This is a genomic window from Streptomyces albofaciens JCM 4342, from assembly GCF_008634025.1.
In the GTDB taxonomy this organism is placed as follows: Bacteria; Actinomycetota; Actinomycetes; order Streptomycetales; family Streptomycetaceae; genus Streptomyces; species Streptomyces albofaciens.
The window spans coordinates 681182-697467 of sequence record NZ_PDCM01000002.1; the positions used below are offsets into that span (position 1 = coordinate 681182).

At 71.8% G+C, this 16286-nt stretch carries 15 protein-coding genes; 3 read left to right on the forward strand and 12 right to left on the reverse strand.

Annotated elements, in window-relative coordinates; all coding sequences use genetic code 11:
- Nucleotides 1-128: 128 nt before the first annotated feature.
- Nucleotides 129-1106 carry an ABC transporter substrate-binding protein gene (locus CP973_RS23480; RefSeq protein WP_150244694.1) on the reverse strand — a complete coding sequence of 326 codons (978 nt, stop codon included), beginning with the start codon at nt 1104-1106 and terminating at the stop codon, nt 129-131.
- A gap of 141 nt (nt 1107-1247) precedes the next feature.
- On the opposite strand from CP973_RS23480, the gene CP973_RS23485 reads away from it, so the two are divergent.
- Both CP973_RS23485 and CP973_RS23490 read left to right on the forward strand, forming a co-directional pair.
- Nucleotides 1248-2336: a FecCD family ABC transporter permease gene (locus CP973_RS23485; RefSeq protein WP_425282015.1), complete on the forward strand. Its 1089-nt coding sequence runs from the start codon at nt 1248-1250 to the stop codon at nt 2334-2336.
- Entirely contained in the window at nt 2333-3445 is a 1113-nt protein-coding gene (locus tag CP973_RS23490) for a FecCD family ABC transporter permease (RefSeq protein WP_208853288.1), read from the forward strand. Before CP973_RS23485 ends, CP973_RS23490 begins: the two co-directional genes overlap by 4 nt.
- A gap of 309 nt (nt 3446-3754) precedes the next feature.
- On the opposite strand, the gene CP973_RS23495 is transcribed toward CP973_RS23490, so the two are convergent.
- From CP973_RS23495 to CP973_RS23525, 8 genes are all read right to left on the reverse strand, one after another.
- Entirely contained in the window at nt 3755-4738 is a 984-nt protein-coding gene (locus CP973_RS23495) for a 4-hydroxy-3-methylbut-2-enyl diphosphate reductase (protein WP_150244696.1), read from the reverse strand.
- Entirely contained in the window at nt 4738-4860 is a 123-nt protein-coding gene (locus CP973_RS41455; protein WP_280119028.1) for a hypothetical protein, read from the reverse strand. Before CP973_RS41455 ends, CP973_RS23495 begins: the two co-directional genes overlap by 1 nt.
- A gap of 516 nt (nt 4861-5376) precedes the next feature.
- Entirely contained in the window at nt 5377-6780 is a 1404-nt protein-coding gene (locus tag CP973_RS23500) for an NsdA family TPR-like regulatory protein (RefSeq protein WP_150244699.1), read from the reverse strand.
- A gap of 475 nt (nt 6781-7255) precedes the next feature.
- A complete protein-coding gene (budC, locus tag CP973_RS23505) occupies nt 7256-8032 on the reverse strand; it encodes a meso-2,3-butanediol dehydrogenase (RefSeq protein ID WP_150244701.1) in 777 nt (258 codons plus the stop codon).
- 184 nt (nt 8033-8216) lie between these two features.
- Nucleotides 8217-8675, reverse strand: a complete 459-nt coding sequence (locus CP973_RS23510; RefSeq protein ID WP_150244704.1) for a hypothetical protein — start codon at nt 8673-8675, stop codon at nt 8217-8219.
- A 124-nt stretch (nt 8676-8799) separates the two neighbouring features.
- Complete coding sequence (locus CP973_RS23515; RefSeq protein ID WP_150250141.1) at nt 8800-9609, reverse strand: SAM-dependent methyltransferase; 810 nt, start codon at nt 9607-9609, stop codon at nt 8800-8802.
- Between the two features lie 219 nt (nt 9610-9828).
- Entirely contained in the window at nt 9829-10047 is a 219-nt protein-coding gene (locus tag CP973_RS23520) for a hypothetical protein (RefSeq protein WP_150244707.1), read from the reverse strand.
- A 397-nt stretch (nt 10048-10444) separates the two neighbouring features.
- The gene (locus tag CP973_RS23525; RefSeq protein WP_150244710.1) at nt 10445-11647 is read right to left on the reverse strand and encodes an RICIN domain-containing protein; all 1203 of its coding nucleotides are present in this window, start codon (nt 11645-11647) and stop codon (nt 10445-10447) included.
- A 119-nt stretch (nt 11648-11766) separates the two neighbouring features.
- On the opposite strand from CP973_RS23525, the gene CP973_RS23530 reads away from it, so the two are divergent.
- Nucleotides 11767-12561, forward strand: a complete 795-nt coding sequence (locus tag CP973_RS23530) for a GNAT family N-acetyltransferase (protein WP_150244713.1) — start codon at nt 11767-11769, stop codon at nt 12559-12561.
- A gap of 66 nt (nt 12562-12627) precedes the next feature.
- Here CP973_RS23530 and CP973_RS23535 read toward each other — a convergent pair whose 3' ends face one another.
- The 3 genes from CP973_RS23535 to CP973_RS23545 all read right to left on the reverse strand — a co-directional run bounded on the left by CP973_RS23535 (nt 12628) and on the right by CP973_RS23545 (nt 16131).
- Complete coding sequence (locus CP973_RS23535) at nt 12628-13170, reverse strand: GNAT family N-acetyltransferase (protein WP_150244715.1); 543 nt, start codon at nt 13168-13170, stop codon at nt 12628-12630.
- 36 nt (nt 13171-13206) lie between these two features.
- Complete coding sequence (locus CP973_RS23540) at nt 13207-13422, reverse strand: MBL fold metallo-hydrolase (RefSeq protein WP_150244718.1); 216 nt, start codon at nt 13420-13422, stop codon at nt 13207-13209.
- A gap of 66 nt (nt 13423-13488) precedes the next feature.
- On the reverse strand, nt 13489-16131 hold the full coding sequence (locus tag CP973_RS23545) for a SpoIIE family protein phosphatase (RefSeq protein WP_150244721.1): 2643 nt from the start codon (nt 16129-16131) through the stop codon (nt 13489-13491).
- Between the last annotated feature and the right edge of the window lie 155 nt (nt 16132-16286).

Consider the following 16286-nt stretch of genomic DNA (forward strand, 5'->3'; position numbering starts at 1 on the left):
CTCCTTGAGCGTGTGGCCGGCGGGGCCGGCCGGGAAGGGGCCGTACGTCGGCGGACGGCCGGGGGCGGGCACCCGGCCGGGGCGCTTCCCCGGCCGGTGGCGGTGCCGTCCGTTACTGGGTCACGGCCTTACCGGGCCATGGCCTTGCGGATGTCCTCCAGGACGGACATGGCCGCCAGACCGCCGCCGAGACTGGTCCACTTGGAACCGTCGATCTCGGTGGCGTGGCCGTCGCGGACGGCACCGAGCTGCCGGTAGGCGGGCTTGTCCTTCAGCTCGGCGAACAGGTCGGCGTCCTTGCCCTTGGCGGCGAGGGTGCCGATGAACAGCCAGTCGGCGTCGATCTGCCGGATGTCCTCGTCGCTGATCGGGGTGGAGTGGCCCTGGCCGCGCTCGTTCTGGATGCCGGGCCGCTTGAAGCCGAGGTCCTTCAGGACGTCGCTGATGAAGACGCCCTGCTGCATCACGGCGGTGCCCTTGGCGGAGTAGCGGGCGACGGAGACGGTGGCGCCGGCGTGCGCGCCCAGCTTCTTCTTCAGCTCGGCGACCTTGGCGTCGTAGCCCGCCACGAAGGACTTGGCCTCGTTCTGCTTGCCGAGGGCCCGGCCGGTGAGGTCGAGCGCCTTCTTCCAGTCCTTGTCCTTGCCGATGGTGACGACGGTCGGCGCGATGGCCTTCAGCTGCTGGAGGACCTTCTGGTCGGCGAGCTGTCCGGCGAGGATGACGTCCGGCTTGGCGCGCAGCACCTTTTCGATGTCGGGACCGGTGACGGCGCCGACGACCGGTATGCCGGCCGCGCGTTCGGCGAGGTATTCGGGGGCGCCCTTCTGGCCGCGGCCCGCGGTCAGACCGATCGGCTTGACGCCGAGCGCCAGCGCGGAGTCGAGGTCCATCTCGCTGAGCGCCACCACCTTGGCGGGCTTGGCGGGCACCTCGACCTCGGCGCCGGTGGCGTCGGTGACGGTGACCTTGCCGGCACCGCCGGTCTTCGCCTTCCCCGAACCGCCGGCCTGGTCCCCTCCGCAGGCGGTGAGGGCCAGCGCCAGGGCGGTGGTGACGGCGGCCGCCGCGGTCAGGCGGACGCGCGGCGAGGAGTGCGTGGACATGTCTGTGGTCTCCGAAGGGTGAAGTCCGGCGCCGGAGCGGCGTGTGACGGAACGGTGGTTTCGGGGCATGCCGGAAGTGCCGTGGCGTTCGGTCCGGCGGGCGACCGAAGCCCCGATTGAGCCTTAGGTTAGGCTAACCTTATGTTGGTTGCGCAAGAGACCGGGGCCCCCGTGGGCGGCACCGAGCCCCCTTCGACCCGGCCGCCCGGCCCCCGCCGGCGCATCCTGACCGCCGCCGTCGCCCTGACCGCGCTGCTGGCCGTCCTGATGGTGCTGTCCCTGCTCATCGGCACCGGCTCCAGCCCCGTCGCGCGCGCCTGGGACTTCCTCATGGGTGACCCGTCCGCCCGCGCCGACGCCCAACTCCGGCTCGCCGTGCTCGACGTACGGCTGCCGCGCACCCTCGCCGCCGTCCTCGTCGGCGTATCCCTCGGCGCAGCAGGCTGCCTCCTCCAGGCCGTCACCCGCAACCCCTTGGCCGAAACCGGACTGCTCGGCGTGAACTCGGGCGCCGCGCTCGGCGTCGTCATCGGCCTCACCTACTTCGGGGTGCGGTCCTCGTACGCCCTGCTGGGCTGGGCGCTCGCCGGCGGGATGACCGCCAGCGCGGTGGTCCTGCTGCTGGCGGCCTCGGGCCGGGCCGCGGCGTCACCGCTGCGGCTGGTGCTGGCAGGCTCCGCGCTCGGCGCCACCTTCCACGGCATGACCTCCTACGTCCTGCTCAGCACCCAGTCGACCTTCGACACCTTCCGCTACTGGACCATCGGCTCCCTGGCCGGCGTCAAGACCTCCGACACCTACCCGCTGATCCCGCTCGTCGTCACCGGCCTGCTGGTCGCCTTCGGCTCCGCCCGTCCGCTGGCCGCCCTGGCGCTCGGCGACGACGGCGCGCGGGCGCTCGGGCACCGCCCCGGCCTGATCCGCGTGGTCGTCGCCGGGGCGGTGACGTTGCTGGCCGGATCGGCGGTGGCGATCGCCGGGCCCATCGCCTTCCTCGGCCTGCTGGCCCCGCACGCCGCCCGCGCCGTCACCGGCCCGCGGATGGCCGCGCAGCTCGCCCTCTCCGCTCTGATCGCCGCGGACGTGATGATCGCGGCCGACATCTTCGCCCGCGTCGCCATCCGCCCCTGGGATACCCCCGTGAGCGTCCTCCTCGCCTTCGTCGGCGGCCCGTTGCTGATCTGGATCGCCCGCTCCCGGCGGCTGTCCACGGCGGGAGGCACGGCATGACGGACCCGATCGCGGACGGCGGGACGGCCGCCCGTACCCCCTCCCCCACTTCCTCGGCGGCTCCGGACGTCACCCCGCCCGACAGCCTCGTCCTGCGGACCGGCGCCCTCTCCTGGCTCTTCCCCCGCCGCGGCTCACTGGTCGCCGTGGCACTGGGCGCGCTCATCCTGGTCCTCGTCGCGCTGGGCACGTTCGCCAGCTCCACCGGCATGGGCTTCACCGAAACGCTCGCCGGCCTGTTCGGTACCGGCGATCCCGCCACCGTGATACTGGTCCAGGACTTCCGGCTGCCGCGGATCGCCGTCGGCGTCCTGGTCGGCGCGGCACTGGGCATCGCCGGCTGCCTCACCCAGACGCTGGCCGGCAACCGGCTCGCCACCCCCGACATCATCGGCGTGAACGAGGGCGCCACCGCGGCCGTCGTCGCCTCCGTCGTCGGCTCGTCCACCGGCATGATCGGTGAGTGGTGGCTCGGACCGGTCGGCGCCGTGCTGGCCGCCGCGCTGGTCGTCCTGTGCGCGGGCGGCGCGGGCCACCGGGGCCACCGCGTCCTCGTCGTCGGCATCGGCGTCTCGACCGTCGTCGGCGCCGTCACCGACCTCGTGATGTCCCGCCAGAACGACAACACCGCGGGCGGCGTCTTCCTGTGGACGGTCGGCAGCCTCAGCGGACGCGACTGGTCGGTCGGCACACCGCTGCTGCTGCTCCTGCTCGTCCTGCTCCCGTTCGCCCTCGCCGCCGGGAACCGGCTGCAACTGCTGCGCTTCGACGACGACACGGCCGCCGGACTCGGCGTGCCCGTCCGCCGCGTCCGCGCCCTGGCGCTGGCCCTCGCGGTGGTGCTCTCCGGCGCGGCGGCGGGCATCGGCGGCCCCATCGCCTTCGTCGCGCTGGCCGCCCCCGTGCTCGCCGACCGCCTCGGCGGCCGGTCGCGGGTACCCGTACTGGCCTCCGGACTGGTCGGCGGCGCCCTGATCGCCGGGGCGGACGCGCTGGGCCGGGTGATCGCCCCCGTCGAGATCCCCGTCGGCGTGGTCACCAGCGTGCTCGGCGGCCCCTTCCTGCTGTGGGTGCTCTTCCGGCCGGAGCGGGGGGCGGGGCGGGGGTGAGCTGGGGGTTGGGGGGATGCCTCCGTATGGGCGGGGCGCCTTCGTATGGGCGGGACGCCTCCGTACGGGCGGGGCGCCTCCGTACGGGCGGGACGCCTCCGTACCGACGGACCGGCTCCGTACCGACGGACCGGCACCGTACCGACGGACCAGCTCCGTACCGACGGGCCGACTCCATACCGACGGACCGGCACCGTACCGACGGACCAACTGCGTACCGACGGACCGGCACCGTACCGTCGGACCGGCTCACAGAGCACGGCGCTCAGGGGCGTGGCGCTCGAAGGCGTGGCCTCAAAGGCATGACGCTCAGGGGCGCGTGCCCCCGCGTGGCGGTGTGAAGGGCTGCCGCTCGTCGGTGGCGCGGACGACTTCGACGTCGTCGAAGCCGTGCGCGGCGAGCCGGTCCAGGGCCTCGGCGACCAGGATCTCCGGCACCGACGCGCCGCTGGTGAGCCCCACGGTGGACATCCCGCGCAGCCAGGCCGGGTCGATCTCCTCCGCGCAGTCGACCAGATGGGCCGTGGGCACACCGGCCAGGACCGCCACCTCGGCCAGCCGGGCCGCGGCGGACGAGTTCCGGGAGCCGATCACGAGCACCAGGTCGCAGGCGCCGGCCAGCCGTCGCACCGCCGCCTGCCGGTTGCGGGTCGCATAGCAGATGTCGTCGCCGGGCGGGCCGAGCAGCGCGGGGAACCGCGCCTTGAGCGCGTGGACCGTCACCGCCGTCTCGTCCACCGACAGCGTCGTCTGCGACAGCCAGACCACCCGCCCCTCGTCCGCGACCTGGAGGTACGGGACGTCGTCGGGGCCACCCACCAGATGGATGCGGTCCGGCGCCTCGCCCATCGTGCCGATCACCTCCTCGTGGCCCTCGTGGCCGATCAGGAGGATGTCGTAGCCTTCGCGGACGAAGCGCCGCGCCTCCATATGGACCTTGGTGACCAGCGGGCAGGTCGCGTCGACGGTGGTGAGCCTGCGCCGCGCCGCCTCGGTGTGGACCTCGGGGGCGGCGCCGTACGCCGAGAAGACCACGACCGCGTCCTCGGGCACCTCGTCGGCCGCCTCGACAAAGACCGCGCCCCGGCGTTCCAGGGCGCGGACCACATGCGTGTTGTGGACGATCCGCTGACGGACGTACACCGGCGGCCCGTACCGGTCGAGGGCCTTCTCCACGGTGACGACGGCGCGGTCCGATCCCGCGCAGTAGCCGCGGGGCGAGGCGAGCAGGACCCGCCCGGGGCCGGCGGCCGCGTCGGCGGAACGGGCGGCGGACGATCCGAAGTACGTCATCAGGTCCTCACGGTGCTCACGGTGGCGACGGTGGCGGGCTGGTACAGCGCGGCCCGTACGGCCGACGCGAACGGGGAGCCTTCGAAGGGGCCGGCGGCCTTCCGACGGCTCTCGCGGTTCATTTGCTCGACGGTGCCGAGCGCCGCGGTGGCCCGCGGTGGCCCGCCATGGTCCACGGAACCCCGCGCCCCCCGGTCTCCGGCCGCGTCCCGTGGGGCGGCCGACGCGGCCGGAGGGTCTTCGCGACCTCCTGGGATGCGCCGGACGGACGCACTCACCACAGCTACATCGCTCGCTCGGCATACTTGCTTGCTTCGTTTGTTTCGCTTGCTTCGTTTGTTTCGCTTGCTTCGCTTGTCCCGCTTACGCGTGGGGCGAGCTGCCGCTGTTTCCACGACGGGACGAACTCCGGCTGTTTCCGCGTCTCGTGATCCCGGCGGGCGTCCCGGATCTCGCGCTCCGGCTCGTCGGCGTCGTCCAGTACATGGCGCGCAACCTCTCTGGCTCATCGGCGGGAAATCCGGCGCCCCCTCCATGAGTTCACGTCCCGAAAGGCGCTCACTCCGAATCGGCGACCGCGGGGTGTTGAACGTGTTGTGCGGCAAAGGCGCGTCAGCGGGCGCCCGTACGCCGGAAATTCACCCGGCGTTCCGCATCACCGCGTCCATCCGGCGCAACAGGGACCGGGCCGGTTGGCGCGTGGCGTGCACCCGCAGTTCCCCGCGCAGGTCGGCGAGAATGCGGTCGGCGCGGCCGGAGCGCAGATGAAGGTAGTCGTCGAGGAACCGGTGCCAGGTCGCACACGCCTCCTCCAGCCGGCCGTCGGCGAGGAGCAGCCGGGCGATCTCCGCGCGGGTGAGCGCGCAGGGAAGATACGCGGTCGCCGAACGCTGCTCCAAGGACGCGCGCAAGGCGGCGATCGCCGCCGCCCGGTCCCCCAGGAGCGCCAGCGTCCGCCCCTTCCGGCAGGTGAGCGCGGCCTCGGAGGAACCGGGTACGCAACGCTCTGACGTACGCGGATCGGGCATCTCGTGCTGCTGTCGCGCCATCTTCGCCAGGGAGGCGAGCGCACGGCGCCGGTCCCCGACGGCGGCCTGGGCGAGCGCGAGTTGGGCCAGCAGCGGTGCCCGGACCTCGGGCGGCGCGTCGGCCGCGGCGATGGCCAGGGCCGCCTCGGACAGGCGGAGGGCCGGACGGCGGTGGCCGAGGTCGAGGGCGTGGCCGCTCATGCTCCGCAGCACGACGGCGTACGTCGTACGGTCACCGGCCTCGGCGGCCAGGAGGAGAGCGGCGCGGTGATAGCGCTGGGCCGCGCCGTTGCGCACATCGTCGACGTACATGCCGGCGAGCACGTGGACCAGCCGCGCCGCCTCGGCCAGCAGCGGCAGGTACGTGCTCGCGTGGCCTCCCGCGTGCAGCCGGGGGACGACATCGTCGTGGAGGTAGGACACCAGGGCCGAACGGGCGTGGCGGCCGCCGAAGTCACCGGCTCGGCGGAAGAAGTCCGTGGCGCTGCGCAGCCCCGCGGCGCCTCCCGGCCGGCCTGGGCTTTCCCGCGACGAAGGCCGTTCGGCTGCGGAGCTTCCGGCGCTCCTTCCCGGCCACCCGGTTGTGTCCGCGTCGATTTCCGCGGCGATGTAAACGGACTCCTGCACCAGGCACCGGCGCACCGGATCGGCGTCCATTCCGCACAGCACGGCCAGCAGCGTCACCGCGCGCGTTTCCCCGTCGGCGCCCTTGCGCCCGTACACATCGACGCTGTCGAGGACATCGGGGGCGGCTGATTTCCCCATGCCCAGTGCCCCGAGCGGAACGGGGCGGCGGAGTTTGCGGGCGAAGGCCTCGGCGATCAGGGCCCGGGTGCGCGGGCGGGGAACCGATCCGGCCAGCCAGTGCGCCACCGAGGTGCGGTCGTAGCGCAGCCGCATGCCGTTCTCGGCGCCGAGCGCGTTGACGTTTCTGGCCAGGGCTTCATAGGTCCAGCCGGCTGCCGAGAGCAGCGCCCGCAGGTCATCGTTGGCTGCACGACGGTCGGCGGCCATCCCCCTCCTCCAACGCGTGGAAACGCTCACCAGGATTTCGCCGCGACCCGGGCAGCGTCGTCCAGCTGAACGCCCGGCGTCTTGGCAGGTGTCCCGCACTTCCGTGTCCGTCCGGGAGGGCTTCACGAGCCGTCCCGCCGGTGCGCGTGCACCGGTCGGCGGGGACTCGGCGGCGGCGCGGGTGGCATTCGCGCGACGCCTGCCGACCAGGCGGATGCAGGGAGCACTCTTTCGTTTGGCGCGATGCCCAAGAGAGATGAGCGATATCCCTACATTCGCTCTATCGGGCAATTACTAATATGAGATGAGACCACCGGTCTTCTCGCGCGCGGAGAAGGCGCCCGCACCGGCCTTCCGCCGGTCGGTCGCCGTACTCCCACGTCCGCCCTCTCAGAAGATACGGGGCTGTCAGAGGCAAGGGCCGTCAGAAGCTACGGGGCGGTGGAAGTTACGGGGCGTCAGAAGATACGGGGCGTCAGAAAATACGGGGCTGGCCGGACGACGCGCTCAGACCGCCGTCGACGGGGATGTGCACGCCGTTGACGAACCGGGCGTCCTCGCTGGCCAGGAAGGCGATGACATCGGCTACCTCGCCGGGCTCGGCGGGCCGCCGCATGGGGATGCGCTGCTGGAACGCGGCCACCAGGGACTCGTCGGCGAGCAGGGGAGCGGCCATCTCCGTGGCGGTGAGACTCGGGTGTACGGCGTTGACCCGTATGCCCTCGGCCCCGTGGTCGAGCGCCATGGCGTTGGTGAGGTTGGCCACCGCGCCCTTCGCCGCGTTGTAGGCGGCCAGGCCCCAGTCCCCGCCGAGGCCGGAGACCGAGCCGACGTTGACGATGCTGCCGCCGACGGCGCGCAGGTGCGGTACGGCGGCCCGGGACATGTAGAAGGTGCCGTCCACGTCGACGTTCATGGTCTGGCGCCAACTGGCCGTGTCGGTGTGCTCGACGGTGCCGCCGGTGGCGACGGCCGCGTTGTTGACCAGCACGTCCAGCCGGCCGTGGTCGCCGATCACCCCCTCGACGAGAGCGGCGACCGCCGATTCGTCGGAGATGTCCGCCACGCGCGCGACGACGGCCGAACCGCCGGGCGCCTCGGCGACCGTCTTGCGCAGCTTCTCCTCCGTACGCCCGACCGCGACGACGGTGGCGCCCTCGCGCGCGAAACGGTGTGCCGTGGCGGCCCCGATACCGGATCCGGCGCCGGTGACGATGACGACCTTGCCGGCGAAGCGGCTCTCGCTGCTCATGAACAGTGTCCCCTCAAGCGGTCCAGGCCTCACGGCTGTTGACCGGGGAACTACTGGGGTCGGCTTTCCGTTCCCGCCCGCCGCCGAGCACCACGGCCGCACCACACGCCGAGGGACGCCGGCGCCGAGGAACCACTGACGCCGGCGTCCCCGAACGGGGGAACGCCCGCTCAGCCGAGGCGGGTCAGCCGAGGCCGGTCATGATGCGCCCGACGAGTTCCCGGTTGCCGGCGGGAACCGCGGCGAAGCCCGGATCGGGAGCGCTGCCCGTCGCCGTGTCCGCGGCCGCCGTGTCCCTCTTCGTATCGGTGGCCGCCGGGTCCTTCTTGGTGTCGGTGGCGGCCGTGTCCTTCTTCGGGGTGGCAGCCGCCGTGTCCTTCTTCGGGGTCGCGGCCGCCGTGTCCTTCTTCGGGGTCGCGGCCGCGGTGTCCTTCTTCGGGGTCGCGGCCGCGGTGTCCTTCTTCGGGGTGGCAGCCGTCGTGTCCTTCTTCGGAGTGGAAGCCGCCGTGTCCTTCTTCGGAGTGGCCTGACCGTTCGTCTTCGGCGGTACCCCGGGGTCGTCGGCCGCTCCGGCGACGGGGGCCCCGGCGACCACGGTGACCGCGGCCAGCGCCGCGCCGGCCAGGCTGAGACGTATACGCATGCGAATCGCTCCTAGATCGTGAATCAGCTACGTACGTCTTCAGCACACCCGCTCCCGGCGACCGCCGCATGCTGACGGAGGCACCTGGGTGGCCGGGGCGCAGTCCCCGGACGGCGGCGAAGGATCAGGCGGTCTTACGGGCGACCGCCCCGTACATGGCGATGTCCCGGTCGTCGACCTCCTCCTGGTCGGCGTCCGGGCGCCAGTGGTGGACCTGCGTCAGCCCGGGGGCGACCAGGTCCATCCCCGCGAAGAACGCCTCGGCCTCGGCCCGCGTCCGCAGCTTCATGGGCATGCCCCGGCGCGCGTACTCGTCGGCGACCCGGTTGACCTCGTGCGGCGCGAAGTCGGCGGTGCCGATCGTCATGGCCACGAAACTGCCCGCGGGCAGCGGCTCCAGGAGGCGCCGCACCAGGCTGTGGTCGTTGGGCGGGAGGATGAAGTGGAGGATGCCGATGATCATCAGGCCGACCGGCTTCCGCAGGTCCAGCAGCTCCTGGAACTGCGCGGAGCCGATGATGGCCTCGGGGTCGCGCATGTCCGCGTCGACGTACGCCGTCCGGCCCTCCGCGGAGCCGGTCAGCAGCGTCCGCGCGTGGGTCAGCACGATCGGGTCGTTGTCGACGTACACCGCCCGCGCGTCGGGCCGTATCCCCTGGACCACCTCGTGCAGGTTGGGCGAGGTGGGCAGCCCGGTGCCGATGTCCAGGAACTGCCCGATGCCCTCCTCCTGGGCGAGGTAACGGGCCGCGCGGTGCATGAACTTGCGGTTGGCCCGCATGTGTACGGGCAGCGCGGGCCACTCCCGGCACATCGCGTCACCGGCCTCGCGGTCCACGGCGTAGTGGTCCTTGCCGCCGAGGATGTAGTCGTACACACGCGCCGAGTGCGCCGTACCGGTGTCGATACGGTCCGCCGGGTATCCCTGGTCCAACACCCTTGCTCCTTACGGTCATACGGCACCACGACGGTCCGGTGCCAGGGGGAGTCTAGGCGCGGCCGTTCGACACCTCTCCAGTGGCCTGCTGTTTCACCGGTCGTTTGGAGGTGGAGAGGTGGAGAGGTGAACACGACTCCCCGTAGCAACGGGCGAGCCCGGAACAACGGGTGAGCGAGGAGCACCCGTCGGCGACCGCCCCACCGGGCCGCCCCCTCAGCGCCCGGCATCCCATCCGCGGTCGCCGCTCCAGTCCACCCACGTCGGGTCATCGAGCAGCGCCACTCCTTCCGGCAGGCCGGCACGCCGCAGGAACTCCTCCACATCGGCGTCCGAGTACGCCACACCCAGGTCGGCATCGAGCCCTGCCGTACGCACGGAAACGCGCCGTCCGCCACTCGCGGACGGCCGGTGCACGGTGATCGGCGCGGCCATACCCCCACCCTGGGCCCGCTCCACGGCGACCGCGACCCGACGCCCGCCCGAATACGGCCAACCGGCCGTCGGTACGCATACGCGATCCGTCGGTACGCATACGCCATCGACGGCGGGCGTCACAAACCGCCCCACCCTCAAAACCGCCCCCCGCCCTCACCCTCGCCCTCACCCCCGACAGGATTGACGGTCACGGCGCGCGAAGGGCGAAATGGAACTTCCGATCCAAAACCCGAGGAGGTCCCGCGTTGCCACCCGCCGACCGCCCCCGCTCGTTCGACATGGCGACCGCCCTGGAGGCCGCGATGCCGCTGCTCTGAGAAAGACGGAAGAGGCCGGGCCGGGTGGGCGGGGACGGGGTCAGGGGTGCTCACCTGTGCCGCTCACCGGGTGACCTTCAACCACCGTACGGCACCCCGACGAATTCCCACGCGTACCAGCTGTACTGGACGTCGTTATCGAGCTCAGCATGCTTGCCCTTGGTCTTGTCACCGTGCGGAATGTGCAGATACCGTCCGAGATTGTCCTGGTAGAGCAGGAACCCCTTTCCGTCGGTCTTCTTGATCTGCCAGAAGTGGTAGCCGAAGGCGGAATCTCCCGAGGTGGCTCCTTGCCCCGGCGCGCATCTGAGGTAGCGAGGCCCGCGGTAATAGTTGTTGCGCAGGGTATAGATCCCATCGGCATAACCCTGCTCAAGCGTCCACTTCTGCTGCCTGCTGGTCGTCTTGGGCCACTGGACCACGAAATCCTGCGCGGTACCGGCATCCAAGGCCATGCCTGTCGCCATGTTCATGAGGAGATAGGTCCCGCCGATGGCAGGGAGCGCCGGATCGTACCTGTTGGACGTTTCCTGGATGAACTTGACCACGCCCGCCTTGACGTCCGAATTGTTGGGGACCCCGTCGTGTGACGCACCGTGGATGACCCGATTCTCGGCCCCGTCGAGCTTCATCGTCCAGTCCTCAAGCTGTTCGTCCGAGGTCGATCGGTAGGTGAGGTAGCGCGTGGGGCCGGGAGCGTGGGTGCCGGAGTTCAGATTCTTCATGTACTGGTCGGAAGGCGTCATGTCATTCAGGCAGGGATACCAGACACCGCCGACACTCGCACCGTAGTTTCTCGTGCCATAGTTGAGACCTGCGAGACCGACCCAGACGCGGATCTGGTCCCCCAAAGGGTCGAGAAGGTTGTACTCGTGGTCGGTCAGCATGTGCCGGTAGCCTTTGAGGGCGTATCGGGTGATCGCGGCACCGGTCGAATGGGAGACAACGTCCACCTCGCCCCGCGCTTTCTCGCGCACGAAATCACGGAATCGCTTGGCTACCGGGGTGAGCCGCTCCTTCGCGCTCCAGCCGAAGTCGTGGAACTTGGAGTCGGAGTAGCCCGCCTTTCTGAGTTCGTCCTTCAGTCCGCCGAAGATGCTGTTGTGGCCTCGGAAGCCGTGGACGAAGAAGACGTCTCGCTTGTCGGCGCGGGAACCGACGGATCCGGCCCGGCCTGAGGGGTGAGCCGCGGCACTGGCCAGATGGGCGGGGAGGGCAGGTCCGGCTCCAGTCGCTGCTGTGTTCGCTTCAGTGCGCCGGAGGGAACGTCGGTGGTCCATAGTCGTCCTTTCGACTGCGGGGACCAGCTCAATGAGGCATTTCGGCCATGAATACACTGACACAGCCCGCGGCGCGATAACCGATTGCCCTACCACAGCCCTGGTGGTCTCATGCGCGCATGGACCAAGACGCGATGCTCGCGGTGTTCGACGACCGGATGAGGAAGAACGCACCACCGGATGCCCCCGGCGCGTACGTCGAACGGGTAGGGGACGTGGTGCGCCAGACCGGCCCGGACACCGCCTGGAACGGAGTGCTGTGGTCCGCGCTGGACCGGTCCCGCGTGGACGGGGCCATCGCGGAGCAGACAGGCCACTACACTGCGCTCGGACGGGAGTTCGAGTGGAAGCTGTACGGTCACGACCAGCCGCACGACCTCGCCGATCGGCTGGAGGCCGCCGGTTTCGTCCCCGGGGAACCGGAGACCCTCATGGTCGCCCCGATCGCCGGCCTTCCCGCCGGTGGCGCGCTCCCCGCGGGCATCGAGCTGCGCCCGGTGACGGACGCCGCCGGCGTGGAGCTGATGGCGCGGGTCCAGGCAGCGGCGTTCGGTACGGACGGCACCAGGCACCGGCAGCGGCTCCTGGCGCAGCTCACCGAGCAGCCGGACACGGTCGTAGCCGTGGTCGCCATGGCCGGCGACGTGCCGGTGAGCGCGGCCCGCATGGAACTGGTCCCGGGCACCGGCTTCGCCGGGCTCTGGGGCGGCGGGACGGTGGCCGCCTGGCGCGGCCGCGGCATCTATCGCGCCCTGATCGACTTCCGCGCCCGCATCGCCGCCGAGCGCGGCTACCACTACCTCCAGGTCGACGCGTCCAGCCAGAGCCGCCCCATCCTGGAGCGCCTGGGCTTCACCGCTCTCACCACCACGACTCCGTACACGTACCGGCCCCGCCTCGCGATCGATACCTGACGGACTCGGTGCGGCCGCGGGCCATGCCGGCGAGGCGCTGGAGTCCGTGGCACCTGACCGCGCCGCTCAGAGGGGCGCAAGGATCATGAGAACCTCGTCACGGTCGTCTCCGGGGGCCAAGCGCAGGGCGTCGGGCCAGCGGCCTGTCTCCTTCCAGCCGAGCCGGCCGTAGAAGCGTTCCAGCCCCACTCCGCCGCGTGCGGCCAGGTGCAGATGCTCCAATCCCATCTCGTCCCGGGCTATTTGCCGAGCCTGTTCCATCAGCGCGGCACCGATACCCCGCCCGCGGACGCGGGGGTGAGTCTGGACGTGGTGCAGAGTCCCCCAGTGCGCGATCAGGGCGAAGGGGTCCCGGCGCAGGTTCAGCCAGCCCGCCACCTCTCCTCCGATCAGGGCCACGAGCAGGCGGCAAGTGTCAGGGGCGAGGCGGGTGAGAATGGCATCGAGGGCGGGCGCTGCCTGCCGGGCGTCGATGGGCGGGAACGGGAAGCCGGCCGCCCCACCGGCGTTGGTGACATCGACCCAGCAGCCGATCAGGGCCTGACGGAGCCGGGCGTCGACCATCCGGGGCGATGTGAGCTGGCGCAGTTCGAGGGAGTCGTGGTGCATCCCGGGAGTGTGGCACCAGCCACTGACAACGGGCCTTCACCCCACCCACGGACGCCACCGACCGTCCGCGTCCACCGTGCCCAGTTGCTGGTCGGCGAAGTGGGCACCGAAGCCGAGGACGCCGTCCTGGGTGAGGTGTGCGATGAGGCGGCGCCGTGAGCGTTCGACCTCCCGCCGGTCGTGGTCGAGGAGCACTTGCCAGTCCGGGTGCTCCGTCTGGACCGGTGTGTGCAGGTCGTCGCCGAAGGCCACGGCCTGCCGTCCGTCGCCGGTGTCGAGGAGCCAGGCCGTTCGGGGTGCGGGCCGCCGCCCAGCGCTTCAGACCTGCGGCACCGGCCGGATTGCCAGCAGGGCGATGTCGTCGGCGCTGTCGGCGCTCAGCCCGATGAGGAGTTCGTCGCAGAAGACGTCGAGGGGTTCGCCGGCCAGGGCCGCGGTATGCCGGCGGAGCCGGTCCATGGCGTGGTCGAGGGATTCGTCGCGGCGCTCGATGAGACCGTCCGTATACAGCAGGACGGTCGAGTGGGCCGGGAGGGCGTCGGTGGCGCTGGGACGGGGCAGGTCCGGGTCCATGCCGAGCAGCAGGCCCGAACCGCCGTCGAGGTAGCGCGTGTCGCCTTCGCGCGTGGTCAGCAGCGGCGGCAGGTGCCCGGCGGAGGAGTGCTTCAGCTCCCAGGGACCGTCGGGGGGACCCGTGACGAGGGCGTAGATGCAGGTGGCGGTGGCCTCCTGGGACAGGGTGTGGTTGGCCATGTCCAGGCGTCGCATCACCTCTGCGGGCGGCTCCTGACGGTCGATGGCGATGCCGCGCAACATGCTGCGCAGCTGGCTCATCGCGACGGCCGCCTCCAGGTCGTGCCCGGCGACGTCACCGATGACCGCGGCCGTCTGCCCGCCGGGGACCACGAAGCTGTCGTACCAGTCGCCGCCGATCTGCGCGGTCGTGGAGGACGGCGCGTAACGGGCGGCCATCTGCAGATGCCCGATCTCGGGTAGTACGGGCAGCAGGGAGCGCTGAAGGCGTTCGGCGATGTGCCGGGTCTCCTGGTAGAGGCGCGCGTGCTCCACACCGAGGGCGAGGCTGCGGACCAGATCGCCGATCAGGGGCAGCGAATCCTCGGTGAACGGCCGGTTCCGGCCGGCTTGGACGAGGGTCAGGGCGCCGAAGACGGCTCCGCGGGTCCGCAGCGGTGCGACGACGGCGCTGTTCGCGCCCACCCGCTCGAACAGCTCCGCGTAGTGCGCGTCGAGCGGGCTTCTGACCTCGCTCGGCGCCGGCGGCTCGGTGAGCAGCAATGGCCCGGCGCCGCGCAGCACCCGGGCCAGCGGCCCCCGCGCGGCCCCCGTCACCGGCGGGAGCCTGCCCGCGTACGCCTCGGCCGGAAGGGGCGTGGGGCCGTGGTGCGCGACGCAGAACCTCTCCAACTGGTCGAAGTCGTTGAGCAGGTCCACCATGCACCAGTCGGCCAGCCGCCGTGTGAGGATCTTGCAGACCCGTTGCAGTCCCTCGTCCAGGTTCGGTGTGCTGCTCAGCGACTCCCCGATGTCGGCCAGCAGCCTGCGCTCCAGTGCCGGCCCGTCGCCCGCGTCGCCGCCCGCGCTCGTAGCGACGCGCTCCGGCTCCTCCAACAGGTCCGGCCCGTGCGGCTGTTCCGGCGACGCGGCCCGGTCCTCCCCTGGGGACAGCGGCGCGGGTACGGGAGGAGCCGTTCTGGGGGCGAGCTGCGCGACGAAGACCGTACGACCGTCCGCGGTGCCCTGGCTCTGGACGAACAGCCGTACGGGAACCAGCCGGCCGTCCCGGTGCAGCGCCGGAAGCGGTACCGAGCGGCCCAGGATGTGCGGCTGCCCGGTGCGCAGGAGTCGGGTGAACGCCGCCATGTGGCGCTTCCTCAGATGCTCCGGGATGAGCACGGTCAGCCGCTCACCCACCAGCTCGCCCGTCTGCCAGCCGAGCAGGTCCGCGGCCGGCCCGTTCGCCACGATGATCCGGTTCTCGTCGTCGGCGGCGATGGTGGGGACCCTGCTGGCCCAGGCGTGGCTGGCGTCCCAGGGCACCAGCTCCGAGGGGCTGGCGCTCGGCTCGCGGGGGATCACGGTCCACGCGGTGGGCGGCCCGCCGGCGAACTGGCCGGCGATCTGGTCGAACAGCCACTGGCGGAAGACCCGGTTGTGCGGCAGCGACGGCCAGGCCAGCAGGCGTTCGTTCCGGGCCAGCCGCTCGGCGGCGTCCAGCACCTGACGGAGCGTCGGCAGGGCTCGCGCGGCGTCCGCCGGAAGGGACAGGTCCAGGGAGTGGGTGTGGGCGACCGACGACTGTTCCTCCAGCGCGGCGGTCATGCCGGCGCTGAGTACGTTGTTCATGTCATGCGCGACGGCGAGGTCTTCCGGGCGCACGCCGGTGTCCGTTCCGGCGAAGGCGGCGAGGGTCAGTTCTCGCAGCAGTGCGTGCTGATGCCGCTGGGCCGCCAGGTAGAGCGCGCCCGGCAGGTCGACGAGGGTCACCGTACGAGTCGGGCCGCAGGTACGTGCGGTGGTGGTCCGCCAGCCGTGCGGCGGGGGCGGTCGCTCGTCGCGCCGCAGGGCGAACCACACCGTCTTGCCCTCGTCGCCGTTCTCGACCCCGTAGGCGGACGCCAGCTCCTCGACCAGCGCCAGCCCCTGCCCGGGGCCGGCGTACGGGAGAGACCGCTGCGGCACCAGCGCGCGGCACGGCTGCCGGTCGCCGATCCGTACCCGGACCTCCCCGTCCACGGCCCGGGCCGACACCGCGATCTCCGTGCGCGCGTGCAGCACCGCGTTGGTCACCAGCTCGCTGGCCAGCAGCTCGGCGGTCCCCACCGCGTGCGGATCAGCCCCGGCCAGGGCGGCGCGCACAAAGCGCCGGGCCGATGCCACGCTCTCCGGCCGCGGCGGGAAACTCCGCGAGGACGCCTCCTCCGGCTGACTGCTGTGATCCATGCCGCCAGTGTGCTGCACACGGCTTCCCGGGGCCCTGCGCGCCGGAGCGAGTCCCGCAGACCCGCCCGCGGGAATCCGCCGACCGGGTGAGCGGGGCCGGCGCCCGGCCGCCCGGGAGGCCCCTGCCGTCACCCCGGCAGGGCCCGGCAGCCACT

Bases quoted from the DNA above. Each gene is read 5' to 3' on its own strand.
- CP973_RS23480 (WP_150244694.1), bottom strand. From the start codon at position 1,106: ATGTCCACGCACTCCTCGCCGCGCGTCCGCCTGACCGCGGCGGCCGCC.
- CP973_RS23485 (WP_425282015.1), top strand. From the start codon at position 1,248: ATGTTGGTTGCGCAAGAGACCGGGGCCCCCGTGGGCGGCACCGAGCCC.
- CP973_RS23490 (WP_208853288.1), top strand. From the start codon at position 2,333: ATGACGGACCCGATCGCGGACGGCGGGACGGCCGCCCGTACCCCCTCC.
- CP973_RS23495 (WP_150244696.1), bottom strand. From the start codon at position 4,738: ATGACGTACTTCGGATCGTCCGCCGCCCGTTCCGCCGACGCGGCCGCC.
- CP973_RS41455 (WP_280119028.1), bottom strand. From the start codon at position 4,860: ATGAACCGCGAGAGCCGTCGGAAGGCCGCCGGCCCCTTCGAAGGCTCC.
- CP973_RS23500 (WP_150244699.1), bottom strand. From the start codon at position 6,780: ATGGCCGCCGACCGTCGTGCAGCCAACGATGACCTGCGGGCGCTGCTC.
- budC (WP_150244701.1), bottom strand. From the start codon at position 8,032: ATGAGCAGCGAGAGCCGCTTCGCCGGCAAGGTCGTCATCGTCACCGGC.
- CP973_RS23510 (WP_150244704.1), bottom strand. From the start codon at position 8,675: ATGCGTATACGTCTCAGCCTGGCCGGCGCGGCGCTGGCCGCGGTCACC.
- CP973_RS23520 (WP_150244707.1), bottom strand. From the start codon at position 10,047: ATGGCCGCGCCGATCACCGTGCACCGGCCGTCCGCGAGTGGCGGACGG.
- CP973_RS23525 (WP_150244710.1), bottom strand. From the start codon at position 11,647: ATGGACCACCGACGTTCCCTCCGGCGCACTGAAGCGAACACAGCAGCG.
- CP973_RS23530 (WP_150244713.1), top strand. From the start codon at position 11,767: ATGGACCAAGACGCGATGCTCGCGGTGTTCGACGACCGGATGAGGAAG.
- CP973_RS23535 (WP_150244715.1), bottom strand. From the start codon at position 13,170: ATGCACCACGACTCCCTCGAACTGCGCCAGCTCACATCGCCCCGGATG.
- CP973_RS23545 (WP_150244721.1), bottom strand. From the start codon at position 16,131: ATGGATCACAGCAGTCAGCCGGAGGAGGCGTCCTCGCGGAGTTTCCCG.